The 13384-nt window shown below is 63.9% G+C and carries 8 protein-coding genes; 3 read left to right on the top strand and 5 right to left on the bottom strand.

Annotated features, from left to right (window positions below):
• Positions 1-110 precede the first annotated feature (110 nt).
• The gene (locus tag AC07NV_RS08930; protein WP_495166016.1) at positions 111-1457 is read right to left on the bottom strand and encodes a PAS domain-containing protein; all 1347 of its coding nucleotides are present in this window, start codon (positions 1455-1457) and stop codon (positions 111-113) included.
• A gap of 320 nt (positions 1458-1777) precedes the next feature.
• On the opposite strand from AC07NV_RS08930, the gene AC07NV_RS08925 reads away from it, so the two are divergent.
• Complete coding sequence (locus AC07NV_RS08925; protein ID WP_495165960.1) at positions 1778-2218, top strand: DUF983 domain-containing protein; 441 nt, start codon at positions 1778-1780, stop codon at positions 2216-2218.
• A complete protein-coding gene (locus tag AC07NV_RS08920; RefSeq protein ID WP_495165959.1) occupies positions 2175-3578 on the top strand; it encodes an aminotransferase-like domain-containing protein in 1404 nt (467 codons plus the stop codon). The genes AC07NV_RS08925 and AC07NV_RS08920 overlap by 44 nt, the downstream gene beginning before the upstream one ends.
• 7 nt (positions 3579-3585) lie before the next feature.
• Here the strand turns inward: AC07NV_RS08920 and AC07NV_RS08915 are convergent, their stop codons facing one another.
• The 4 genes from AC07NV_RS08915 to AC07NV_RS08900 form a co-directional block, all read right to left on the bottom strand.
• On the bottom strand, positions 3586-5634 hold the full coding sequence (locus AC07NV_RS08915) for a glycoside hydrolase family 97 protein (RefSeq protein WP_495165958.1): 2049 nt from the start codon (positions 5632-5634) through the stop codon (positions 3586-3588).
• Complete coding sequence (locus tag AC07NV_RS08910; protein WP_495165957.1) at positions 5634-7244, bottom strand: alpha-amylase family glycosyl hydrolase; 1611 nt, start codon at positions 7242-7244, stop codon at positions 5634-5636. Before AC07NV_RS08910 ends, AC07NV_RS08915 begins: the two co-directional genes overlap by 1 nt.
• A gap of 47 nt (positions 7245-7291) precedes the next feature.
• On the bottom strand, positions 7292-9097 hold the full coding sequence (locus tag AC07NV_RS08905) for an alpha-amylase family glycosyl hydrolase (RefSeq protein ID WP_495165956.1): 1806 nt from the start codon (positions 9095-9097) through the stop codon (positions 7292-7294).
• A 121-nt stretch (positions 9098-9218) separates the two neighbouring features.
• Positions 9219-11972 (bottom strand): TonB-dependent receptor, encoded by a 2754-nt coding sequence (locus AC07NV_RS08900; RefSeq protein WP_495165955.1) that lies wholly within the window; start codon positions 11970-11972, stop codon positions 9219-9221.
• Positions 11973-12294: 322 nt separating this feature from the next.
• Between AC07NV_RS08900 and AC07NV_RS08895 the strand changes: the two genes are divergently transcribed.
• Complete coding sequence (locus tag AC07NV_RS08895) at positions 12295-13329, top strand: LacI family DNA-binding transcriptional regulator (protein ID WP_495165954.1); 1035 nt, start codon at positions 12295-12297, stop codon at positions 13327-13329.
• Positions 13330-13384 lie beyond the last annotated feature (55 nt).

The following is a 13384-nucleotide window of genomic DNA, read 5'->3' as shown; positions in this document are numbered from 1 at the left end:
CCCGTTCGCTGCGGACCCCTATGCGCCTGTGGCGCGCGCGGCTCAAGGCCTCGTTCGCGCGTCCGCGTTAAATTATTTCAATTTTTGGTTTGTCTGTTGCGTGAACGCTCTCAGCCGGCTGACGTAATCGGGACCGCCTTGCGCGCGAGCTTCGCGACAAGTGCCGGATCGTCGGCCGCCTTGGCGACGATGCCTATGCAACCGCCGGGCATCGCACGCGCAATCAGCACGACGAATTCGGAGTCGCCGGCATCATGCTCGATAATCAGGGCGGGATGCGCCTGGCGCAGCGCTTCGAGTTTTTCGTCGGGCCGCTCACCGGCATCGTCGACGGGTTTGCGGCGCGCCCGCGCATCCTTGACCAGCCCCTTGAGCCCGCCCGGATAGCGATCTAGATAGGCCGCAAGTTCGCCGCGGCCGACGCCTTCGTCCTTCGCATGACCAAGCACGCAGGCATATTCGGCGAGACGCGTCTTGTCATAGGTTGCCCCGAACACCAGCTTCACCACCGGCGTCATCGGCGCGCGATCCTGCACCGCCAGCCCCGCATCGTCCAGCAAGGCAGCGAAGGCTTCGGGCTGCTGCTCCGCGACCAATGCGAAATCCCACGCCTTGCCGACCGCCTGATAAAGCGCGCCACGGCTCCGGCTGTCGGCGGCAATCGCTTGCTCGGCCGTCTCGCGTGCAAGTGCAAGCCAGTCGGCGAGTTCAGCTTCTTCGCCGGGCTCGACCGGCACCGCGTCGTCATAGTTCGCAATGTCGGCGCCGGTCGTGATGGCGACGCTTTCGTCCAGAGCGGCAAAGCCCGGCGCAGCGTCACGCTCGACTTCATGATCGAGATGTTCCGAATCGGGGCCGTCGGCCCATACGGGCACCGGCGCGGTGAGCGGCGGCGCACTGCGCAGCGCCTGTTCGACCGACAACTGCAACTCCTCCGCCTGATCGACGGGGAGCGCTTCCTTCCAATTGATCACGCCCATGATGAAATCGATCGTGTCGTCGTCGGATGAGAAGGGCAGCAGGATACCTCGGTACATGATAGTTGCGCCGCGATCGTTGACGAACTCGGCCTCGAAGCCGATCGGCGCGCGGTTGGCGATGATCTGGAGATAATGGTCGGTCAGCCGTGACAGCAAGGAACGGCCGGGGATCTGGCTGATATAATGAACATCGTCGTCGATCTGCGATTCTTCGCGCAGCTTGTCGCCGAGGAAGGCGATACCGGGATTTTCCACGCCGGCGGTGAAATCGAGCAGCACCGCATTCGATCCGAAATCGGCGCGGTCGAGATCGAGGTCCTCGACCGAGGGATAAGCGCGGTCGGCGAGCAGCGAAGCCCAGTAATTATAGGCCCGCACCTGCATCCGCCGTTCGTCGACGCCGACGGCCGCGGGCGCATCGATCGCCCCGTCATCCTGGTCGTGGCTGCCCGAAAGCAGTCCGCGCATGCTGTCCATCATTTATCCCCAGTCGCAAACATTCGGCAATGTCATGCACCGGAACTGGTAAAAGCGGCGTAAACGATGACGAATGGAGCCCCCGCGCCAATCGCCCCGCCAAATGGCGTCTAGGCAGTCGCCCGGACAAGACTCACCTCAAATCGGCGCATCCCTCAATCCAATATGCATGGATATTATTGCATAATATTCCATGCATATTTTCATGCTTCTCATTTATATGAATGTTTTTAATATGTTATGATAGCATTTCTTTCCGCGCCTTCATACCATACATAAGTTGTGCATGGTATTTATGTATGCGCCCCTAGGAGGCAGGAATGACAAGCGGTGATGTTGGCAACGCAAAACTGCGCTGGATATTGTGGGCCGGATGGAACGGAAAATGCCCCGAATGCGGCAAGGGCCATATGTTCCGCTCGTGGCTGAGACTCGCCGATCGTTGCGACAATTGCGGACTCGACTTCAGCTTTGCCGCACCCGACGACGGTCCCGCCTTCTTCTCGCAATGCATCGTCGCCTTTCCGCTGACCTTTGTGATCGTGTGGTTGCAGATCGTCTACAGCCCGCCGCTCTGGATCCATCTGGTCTTTTCGATCCCGGTGATGGTCATCGGGTGCGTGCTGCCGCTGCGGCCGATCAAGGGCTGGCTGGTCGCGTCGCAATATGTGAACAAGGCACAGGAATCGGGGACCGAGCATTTGTGGGCGAAGCTGAATGCGCGCGAAAGGGACGAAGCGGACGAACGGCGTGGCGGATGATGTCTGGACGCCCGACATCACCGGCACGGCGGGCCCCAAATATAAGGCGGTGACCACCGCGATTGCCGCTGCCGTCGCGCGCGGCGACCTGCGGCACGGCGACCGTCTACCGCCGCAACGCGACCTCGCCATCCGGCTCGGGATCGATCTCACCACCGTCACCAAGGCTTATGACCTCGCGCGGCAGCGCGGGCTGATCGTCGCGCGCGGCCGCGCCGGCAGCTTTATCAGCGAAGAAGCCCGTACCGGCCAGGCCGCAACCGCGGCACAAAGCGACATCGCGATGAACAGCCCGCCAATCCCGGTCGAAAGCCGCCTGACCGACGCGATGGCTTCGGCACTCGCCACACTGGCCCGGACCGACAACCTCGCGCGGCTGCATTATCAGCGGCCGGGCGGCGCGGCGGCGGACCGTGAGACCGGCGCCGATCTGCTGGCGCGCACCGCCCTGTCGTCTTCGGTCGAACAGATCATCGTCACCGCAGGGGCACAGAACGGCCTGCATGCCATTGCGTCGACGATCCTGAAGCCCGGCGACCGGGTCGCATGCGGACATTTCGTCTATCCGGGCTTTGCCGCGACCGCGCGGCGCATGGGAGTCACGCTCGTCCCACTGGCGGAGATGACCGCCGAAGCACTGGAGGCTGCCCACGCCGACGCGCCATTGCGCGCACTGTATGTCGTTCCGACCAACGACAATCCCACCACAGCAACGATCGCGGTCGAGGAGCGGCGCGATATCGCAGCCTGGGCGCAGGGTGCAGGCGTCCGGATCATCGAGGACGACGCCTATGGCCTGCTGCCCGATACGCCGATCCCCGCCATCGCCAGCTTCGCGCCTGAGATCAGCTGGTATATTGCGAGCGCGGCCAAGATCATTTCGCCCGCGCTGCGCGTCGGCTTTGTCCGGGCGCCGGGGGTGGCCGAGGCCATGCAGCTCGCGTCATGCCAGCATGAAAGCGCCGTGATGGCGCCGCCGCTCAATGTGGCGATGGTTTCGCTATGGCTCGCCGACGGCAGCTTTGACCGGCTGGTCGACGCGGTCCGCAAGGAAGCGATATGGCGGCAAAAACTTGCGCGCACGGTTTTGGGCGAGACGCGCTATGCCGCGCATCCCCAAGGTTACCACCTCTGGCTGCCGCTTCCCGAAGACACCAGCCCCGACATGCTTGCCGCCGCGCTCGCGCTCGACGGGCTTTCAGCCGTGATGTCGGACCGTTTCGCAGTCGGTCCCGGCGCGCCGAGGGCGATACGCGTCTCACTGGGCGGCACGATCGATCGGCGCGGGCTGTCGCGCGCGCTGCACCGGCTCGCCGCGCAGCTCTGGTCGCCCGGCGGCGCGGTCAACAATATCGTCTAGCGACGGCCTATTTGCCGGGATGGAGGCGGATCGCCGCGCCGCCGCCGGGAGCGAGCCACAGCTTGTATGTATCCCCCTTCTTCACCTTGATCGTTTCATAGGCGATCCTGTGCCGGGCGTCGGTGAGATAGGTCGCGCCCGCACCGTCTTTATAGACGGTGGCGGTGTAACTCTTGCCCGCATCGAGGAAATCGAAGTTCAGCGTCAACGTGCGTTCGGTGGCGTCGTTGACCCCGCCGACATACCAGTCGGCGCTGTTCCGGTCCTTGCGCGCAAAAATCGCATAGTCGCCGACCTCGCCCGCGATCAGCCGGCTGTCGGCCCAGTCGGCGGGCACGGCCTTGATAAATTCCAGCTCGCGCGGATGCGCCTCCAGATTCTCGACGAAGTCGGCGGCCATCTGGATCGGCGAATAGATCGCGAGATACAGGCCGAGCTGCTTCGCGAGCGTCGAGGCGAAGGGCGCCTTGTTCGCTCCCTCGAGGCTCAGCACCCCCGGCGTGTAATCCATCGGACCCGACAGCATGCGCGTATAGACGAGCGTCGGTTCATGGTCGGGGCCGCCGCTCGCGAAGGCGCTCCACGCATTATATTCCATGCCCCGCGCACCCTCGCGTGCGACCCAGTTCGGGTAAGTGCGGCGGAGCCCGGTATCCTTGACCGGTTCGTGCGGATTGACCGCGATCTTGTACTTCGCCGCAGTCTGGACGACCTTCAGATGGTGCTGCACCTGGCGCTGGCCGTCGTGCCATTCCATCGCGGTCGAGCCCGGCGTCTCGCCCGCCGCGACGATGCCGCCGGCATCGGCGACATAGCCGGTCTTCACCGCCTTCACCCCGAGCTGACCGTACAGCTTCATCGCGTCGTCGAGTTGCTCTTCATAGACCGCGATATTGCCGCCGGTCTCATGATGGCCGATCAGCGTCACGCCCTTTTTGCGCGCATAGTCGGTGACCGCCTTCAGGTCGAAATCGGCGGTGGGTTGGGTGTAGCTGAACTGGTCGCCATGACCGAACCAATTGCTGTCCCAGCCCTTGTTCCACCCTTCGACCAGCACGCCGCCAAAACCGTGCTTCGCGGCAAAGTCGATATATTGCTTGGTCCGTTCGGTCGTCGCGCCATGGTTCGGACCCTCCGCCCAGCTCCAGTCGCCGCGGATCATCCCCCACCAGATACCGATATATTTCATCGGCTTGACCCAGCTGACGTCGCCGAGCTTGTTGGGTTCGTTGAGGTTGAGTTCGAGGTCGCTTTCGACCAGCCCCGCCGCATCGTCGGCGATGCGGATCGTGCGCCAAGGCGTGTTGCACGGCAGGTCGCGAATCACCCGCGCACCGCGCGACGAAGGCGACAGCGTCGAGCGGAATTTGCGCCCCTCGGCGCGTTTGAACCACATGCCCGAATAATCGACCAGCGCCGCCTCGTGGAACGCCAGATGTGTGCCGTCGTCGAGGCGCATCGTAATCGGCGTATGCGCGGTCGCAACCGCATCGATCGGCGTCTTCTGGTAGATTTGCTCGTAACGGTTCCACTCGCCGCCAGTGATCCACCAGGCGGTGCCCTCGGGCGCGATGTCGAATTCGGTGACCTCGTCGGCGATCTTCGCGGTCTTCAGCCCCGCCTGCTCGGGCAGTTCGTAGCGAAAGCCGATGCCGTCGTCGAACAGGCGAAAACGGACGTTGATCGTGTGGCCGCCCCAGCTTTCATGCTGACGGAAGCGGACGAGCAGTTCGTTATAGTGATTGCGCACGAAACGGCGCTCGCCCCACGGCAATTCCCATGTCGTGTCGGCGTCGGCCTTTTCAGCACCCTCGATCGAAAACCCGCCTTGCAAGCCGATCCCGTCGGTCAGGATGAAACCGAGCCTCGACGGCGCAATCAGCAGCTTGCCCTTGCGCGACAGCGCCCAGGTCGGCCGCTGGTCGCTATCGGTCGAGACGGTAAGCGTGATGCTGCCGTCGGGCGAGGCAGCGATTTGCGACGGCCGGGAGTCCTGCGCCATGGCGGGCGCGGCCGCGGCGGCGAACAGCGAAACGACGGCGAGCAGGCTACGCATCAATTGGTTCCTTCAAGATTCAGCCAGAGGGTGCCGCATGGCGGCAGCGCGGCCGCATCTGCGCCATTGAGGGCAACGAGTGGGGTTCCGCCAACGGTGTGCGCCGCGATGTCGATCGGGTTACCGCCGAGGTTGAACAGGCAACGGACATGCTGACCGTCGGCGATCCGGTCGAAGGCGAGCAGGTCGTCTTCGGCAACCCAGCGCGCATCGCGCCCGAGGCGCAGCGCCGGGTGAGCGGCGCGCAGCGCGACCAGCTCGCGCGTCAGGTTGAGCAGCGATTGCGGGTCCTGCTGTTGCCGGTCGACCGCGAGGTCGCGGTGCGCGGGGCCGAGCGGCAGCCACGGATCGGCGGGCGAAAAACCGGCGTTCGCTTCGCCGGCCGCCCACGGCAGCGGCGTCCGTGCACCATCGCGCGACAGCGTCAGCGGCCAGTTCTTGAGCGCTTCGGGGTCCTGCACCAGTTCGAACGGGATATCGACCTGGTCGAGCCCGAGTTCCTCACCATTATAGATGATGATGTTACCGCGCAGCGCGCAGAGCAGCGCCATCTTCATCCGCGCATAAGCGGCGCCGTCGACGCCTTCGGGGGTCCAGCGCGACACCGCGCGCGGCGCGTCGTGATTCTCGAACGCCCAACTCGGCCAGCCGAGCCCCGGCGCGTCGGGCCATTGCTCGGCTGCCTCGCGCACCAGCTGCGGCGTCAGCCGCTCGGCATAGAGGAAGTCGAAGCCATAGGCGCTGTTGAGACGCCGTGTCCCCGCGGTGAACAGCTTCATCTCGCGCACCGCATCGTCGCCGCCGACCTCGGCCACCGTGAAGCTGCCCGGATATTCATCGGTCAGCGCGCGGATACGTTCGAGGAACAGGGCGATGTCGGGGTGCGACTGGTTATAGATTTTCTGCTGGAAATCGAACGGCCGGGTGCGAACCTTGTTCGACGGGGGCGCCGGCGGATTGTCGCGGAGTTCGGGGTCGTGCATCGCGAAATTGATCGCATCGATGCGAAAGCCGTCGACGCCGCGGTCGAGCCAGAAACGCGCGACGCCGAGCAGCGCGTCCTGCACGTCGCGGTTGTGGACGTTGAGCTGCGGCTGGGTACCGAGGAAATTGTGCATATAATATTGGCCGCGCCGCGCGTCCCACGTCCACGCCGGGCCGCCGAACACCGACTGCCAGTTGGTCGGCGGCGAGCCGTCGGGTTTGGCGTCGGCCCAGACATACCAGTCGGCCTTGGCATTCTCGCGGCTCGCGCGGCTTGTCGCAAACCATGCGTGCTGGTCCGACGTATGCGCGAAGACGAGGTCGGTCGTGACCTTCAGCCCCAGCGCATGCGCGCGCGTCACCAGCGCGTCGAAATCGGCGAGCGAGCCGAAGATCGGATCGACCCCGCAATAATCGGCGATGTCATATCCGAAATCGTCCATCGGCGAGGGATAGAAGGGCGACAGCCAGATCGCATCGACGCCCAGCGATGCGATATAGTCGAGCCGCGCGGTGATGCCGGCAAGGTCGCCGATGCCGTCGCCGTTCGAATCGGCGAAGCTGCGCGGATAGACCTGATAGATCACCGCGCCCTTCCACCACGGGTTCGCGGCGGCCGCGTTCAAAGGTTCGTCCTGAACTAGGGGCTGGTTCGTCGTCACAAGGGTTCCGCTTATTCGCTGGCCTGGCAGATGATCGTGCCGAAGGCGGGGAGGGAAAGATGGATGCTGCCCGGCGCGGCGGGCCGTGACGGACAGGAACCGTGGAGCGCGGTAAAGCCTGCACTTTTCATATCGATGGCAATGTTCGCCGACAACGGCGCCGCAGACGTATTATAGGCCAGCAGCACCTCGCGTCCGGTGTCGGGATCGAAGCGCGACACGGCGAGCAGGCCGGGCTTTTCGGAGAAGGCACGGACCTTGGTGATGCCGCGGGTCAGTGCCGGCGCCTTGCGGCGGATGTCGGCCAGCGCCGCGATATGGCGATAGAGCGGGTGCGCGGGGTCGAAATTCGCGGCCGCGGTCGTCGCATCGCTGCCGATCAGATCATTGTCGTTATAGGCGGCGACCTTCGAGGCGAACATATCCTCGCGCGCAAGCTGGTCATTGCCGTCCGAAACAAATCCCTGCTCGTCGCCATAATAGATCGTCGGCACCCCGCGCAGCGTCAGCATCAAACTGTGCCCGAGCATCACCCGCTGGAGCAGTTCGGCCTCGCTTGCCTCCGGGTTCGCTTGTTTGACGAACATCGCGAAGCGGCCCATGTCGTGATTGCCGAGGAAGGTCGGCAGCTGAAGCGCCGCCGCCGCGCCGCCCTTGTAGAGCAAGTCGCCGTCGAACAACTTGGCGAACTGGTCGGTGCCCTTCGTCCCGCTGACCGCATCGATCGCCGCACGCGCGAAGCCGAAATCGAGCACTGCAGGCAGCCCCGCCGCATGGGTGTAGCGGGCGAGCGCGCCCGGATCGACCGCATCGACATAGACCTCGCCGAAGATATGGAAATTCGGGATGCCCCGCGCCTTCGCGCGCGCCAGCATCGCGGGAACGAACGCCTGCCAGAATTCGGGGTTCACATGCTTGGCAGTATCGATGCGGAAGCCGTCGATGCCGAACGCGTCGATCCAGCGGCCATAGATGTCGATGAAGCCCTGAACAACGCGCGGATTCTCGGTCGCGAGATCGTCGAGCCCGGCAAAGTCGCCATAAAGTGCGGACTCGCCAACCCAGTCGCTGTTGCCGCGATTGTGATAATAAGCGGGGTCGTTAAGCCAGGCCGGAACCTTTGCCCTCTCCTCGCCCTTGGGGACGACCGGGGTGTAAGCGAAGGCCGGATCGGTCAGCTTCTTCCAGTTCTCTGCGTCGGCGACATGATCGCCCGCGAAGCCCGGGTTGATCGGCGCGCCGCCGATCCCGCCGCGCCGCGAAAAGGGATAGCCGGCGATCGCGCGATAAGGGAAACCCTCCGCCTCGCCTTCCTTGTAGCGGATCACGTCGGCGGTGTGGTTGGCGATGATGTCCATATAGACCTTCATGCCCTTTGCATGCGCCGCGTCGACGAACGCCTTGAACTCGGCATTGGTGCCGAAATGGGGGTCGACCTGCGTGAAATCGGTGACCCAATAACCGTGATAGCCCGCGCTCTCGTCGCCCTTCGGCCCCTGCACCGGCTTGTTCTTGAAGATCGGTGCGAACCAGATCGCAGTCGTCCCCATGCCCTGGATATAATCGAGCCTTTTGGTCAGGCCCGCCAGGTCGCCGCCATGGAAAAAGCCCTTCGCGGCGGGATCATAACCGGTCTGGAGCCGGTCGCCCTTGAGCCCGCCGCGATCATTCTTTGGATCGCCATTCTCGAAGCGATCGGGAAGGACAAAATAGATGATCTCGTCCTCGGGCGGCCGCTGGCGATAATCGCCGGCTGGGGCTGCTGCGGGCGCCCCACCCGCGAGGCTCAGCGCAATCATCGATGCGAAAAGGCTCATGCGGGCGCGCCTGCCGTGCCATGTTGTGCGATGAAAGACTCGCCCACCCTGTCCACTTCCTCTCTTGCCCGCGCGTTCGGCGCCGCCGCCGACGGAGCCTCAGCCCCGCCGGCGTGCCGTGTCAGAACTTGTAGGTGATACCGGCCATGAAGTTGCGACCATAATTCTGATAGTCGCGGATCTGGCGCGGGTCATTGTTGTAATAGGTCACGAAAGGCTCGTTCGTGAGGTTCGATGCCTGGAGCAGGATGCCCAGGCCTTCGAGCGTACCGCCCTGGAAGGTATAGCCGACCTGCGCATCGACGACGAACTCGCTCTTGGCCATGAACACGTCGCGGGCGAGGCTGATGGTCGAAACCTCGGCGAGGAATTTGGAGCGGTAACGGCCCGACGCACGCACCTGAAAACCGTCCTTTTCGAAATAGGCGGTTCCGTTCAAGACCCATTTCGACAGGCCCGGCATCGAGATCGGGTCGGGCCCGCTTTCGCGCACGCGGCTCTTGGTAAAGGACGCGCTGCCGAGCACCCCGAAGCCGTCAAGCGATTGGGAGAGGTTTGCGAAAGGCAACGAGAAGGATGCTTCGGCGCCATAAACGCGGCCGGCATTGCCGTTCAGCCATTGCTTGCTGAGCCCGGTACGCGTGCCGGCCGTTCCGCCGTCGGGAACCTCGAAGTCGGTAAAGTCGAATTCATTGATCTGGCGGTAGATATAATTTTCGAGATATTTGTAGAAACCGCCCAGCGAGACATAACCGCCCTGGCCGAAATATTTCTCCAGCCCGATGTCGACCGTATCGGCCATCAGCGGACGCAGCTTCGCATTGCCCAGATCGAGCGACCAGGGCGAGGCGTTGATGTCGGTGTTACCCCGCTTCGACGTATCGAAATTGACCCCGCCGCCCGGCTTCAGCTGATCCATGCGCGCGCGCGCCAGCATGCGCGCGGCGCCGAAGCGCAGGAAAGTGTTGTCGGCAAACTCGACCGACAGGTTCAGGCTCGGCAGGAAGTCGGTATAGGTGTCGCCGTCGGTAACCGGCGTCGACTGGGTTACACCGCCCACGACCTGGGCATAAAAGCTGGACCCCGTCTGATCCGAATGAACGATCTGGAGGCCGACATTGCCGCGGATCGGCGTGCTCCCCGCATCGGCGTCGAAATTCGCCTGGACGAAGCCGGTCAGGACCTTTTCGCGGATCGTATAATCGTTGAAGACGCGCGCCGGATCAAAACCGGCCCCATCGGTCAGCCTGTAATTGTCGTCGTTGTAGAAACGCCAGCTGTCGAACGCGACCATGCCGGGGATACCGATGAAATCGAGCGACACCGGGTCATAGAGATAATCGGCGGGCACCGCTGTGTTCGCCGGATAATTTTTGCTGGTCAGCACGAAGCCGCGATCGTCGAGGCTTTTCTTGCGGTCCGAATAATTAGCGCCGACGCGCAGGCTGCTGAGCACACCGTCCAGTTCCTGCGTCGCCTGCAGGCGGAGCGACTTCAGCTCATCCTTGATCCGCGGCGTGTTGACGAAGCCGTCCTGGCAGTTGGGAACCGCACCGCCACAGCTGTTCCAGCCCTGCGGATCGGTGATCACGAACAGATTGGGATCGGCATAGTCGAGCGAAGGGTTGAACATGATGCCCCCGTTCGGGCGCATTTCGAAACCCAGCGCGGTTTCGCGCGCGCCGACGCCCTGGCCGCGGCCGGTGCCGAGATAGATTTCAAGATTTTCCTCGGTTTTCTTGAGCCGCGAATAGCCAAGGTCGAGTTCGAGCGTCAGCCTGTCATTGGGCTTGAACTTCGTGTTCCATCCCCCCGCGATGATCGTCGAAGTGCGATGGACGACATCGTTGCGCATCACCGCCTCGGTGCCCGACCAGACACCCTTTGTTACCAGCCCGTCTTCGATGGTGAAGCCCGGCAGCAGCGTCGAATTGCCCCACGCGAGCGGGAACTCGACCCCGCGCAGCCGCTGCTCGTCCTTGAACTTCGACCAATAGCCGTCGATCGTCGTGTGGAATTTGTCGCTGGGTTCCCATTCGATGACCGCCATCACGCCGTCGCGCTTCAGCTCGTTCGATTTCACATAGGGCTTGGCGCCGCCGATGATGAAAGCCGTATTCGTGCCGTCGGTCGCCTCGGGATAGCCCCAGGCGTTGAAGCGTTCCTCGGCGGTCGGCGACTGCATCCGCGCATAGCCGATCGCCCAGCCGAGCGTGCCGTCGGCATTCTGGTCGATATAGGAGATGTTGGCGCGATACCCCTTGTTCGAAATATCGGGATTGAGCTTGCCGAGGTCGTTGATCTCGAAGCGCGCACCGACCGCGAGGGCGCGCTTGCCGTATGCGAGCGGACGCACCGTCCGCATATCGATCGTGCCGCCGAGCGCCTGCCCGATCAGCGACGCGTCGGGGGTCTTGTAGACGACGGCGCCGTTGAGCAGTTCGGACGGATATTGGTCGAGCTCGACGCCGCGGTTGTTGCCCGCCGAAACCTGTTCGCGGCCGTTGAGCAAAGTCGTGGTGAAGTCGGGAGCGAGGCCGCGGATCGACACGACATTGGCGCGGCCGTCGAGCCGCTGCGTCGCGAGGCCCGGCAGGCGCGACAGCGATTCGGCGATCGACAGGTCGGGCAGCTTGCCGATGTCTTCGGCCGAGATCACCTCGACGATCGAGGTGTTCGCCTTCTTCGCCTGAACCGAATTGTTGATGGCGCCGCGGATGCCGCTGACGACGATCTCGCCTTCGGCGGGAGCCGCGTCGGCGACCGGTGCCGTGTCGGCATCCTGTGCCATCGCCACGCCCGGCAAGAAAGCGGTCAAGGCAAAGCCGAGCGCCATGGCGCTGGCACCGCGGCGAAGACTGGTCGTCCTGGTCATTTGAAACTTCCCCTGCTGCGATGGGCGGTCTGACCGGCGACGGCAAAAGGGGGCGGCATTCGCGCCGCGCAGCATCCTCTCATCGAAGCGTGGGTTTTCCCATCTCGGCTTTGCAATTGGAGCCAATCGCCGGGCGCGGCCAGTGGGTATACGTATACGCATATTATGCAGCCGGGCGCTCTGTCACCGGAATGACACGCTTTTCCCGGCCTCGGACGCCGCGTTCGGCGGTGTGCAAATTCTTGGCATCGGCCGGAGCGACGGCTAGGTTCACGCCCGAAGCAACGGTCAACGACAAGGCCGCCAAGACAGGGAGATCAGCATGGGGCGCCTGCCCTCGGCCAAGCCGACTAGCTTCGACATCGCCTATCTGGCGGGCGTGTCGCAACCCACCGTGTCGCGTGCGCTGCGCGGCAGCAAATCGGTCAGCGCCGCCACCCGCGCCAACATCGAACGCATCGCGCGCGAGCTCAACTACACGGTCGACAAAAACGCATCGAGCCTGCGCTCGCAGCGCACCCACACGCTTGCCCTGCTTTTTTTCGAGGACCCGACCCCCGACGAATCGATGATCAACCCCTTCTTTCTGTCGATGCTGGGGTCGATCACGCGCGAATGCGCACTGCGCGGTTACGATCTGCTCATCAGTTTCCAGCAGATGCACAACGACTGGCACGTCACCTATCAGGACAGCCATCGTTCCGACGGGATCATCCTGCTCGGCTATGGCGATTACCAGCTCTACCTCACCAAGCTCGAGCATCTGGTCGAGATGGGGACGAAATTCGTGCGCTGGGGTTCGGTGTCCGGCGACGGCATCGGGCTGACCGTCGGATCGGACAATGTCGGCGCGGGCGAACAGGCGGGCGAACATCTGATCGAGATCGGGCGGCGAGATATCGCCTTCCTCGGCGATGCGTCGGATCATGCCCCCGAATTTCAGGACCGCTACACCGGGCTCTGCCGCGCGATGCGCGCCGCGGGCGCCGAGCCCGACCCGGCGCTGCAGCGCGACGCGGTCTCGTCGGAGGAATCGGGCTATGCGGCGGCAAAGTCGCTGCTGGCCGGCGGCCAGCCCTTCAACGCGGTCTTTGCCGCGAGCGACCTGATCGCGATCGGCGCGATGCGCGCGCTGGCCGAAGCCGGGCTGCGCCTGCCGCAAGATGTTGCGATCATCGGCTTCGACGACATCCCCGCCGCCAGCCTGACCTCGCCGACGCTGACCACGGTGATGCAGGACTTGAAAAGCGCGGGGACGCTGCTCGTCGACGCCCTGCTCGCTCGCATCGATGACCGGCCGGTCGAACAACGGATGCTGCCCGCGCGGTTGATCCGGCGGCAGAGTACGGCGGTTTAGGGAAGCGTCGCGGGACGGCGTTGGGGTGGTGCCCCGTACCCCGCCTTCTTTCTTT

It is taken from the genome of Sphingopyxis sp. GW821-FHT10B01, assembly GCF_059415685.1.
This window is presented reverse-complemented; position numbering and strand designations above follow the sequence as displayed.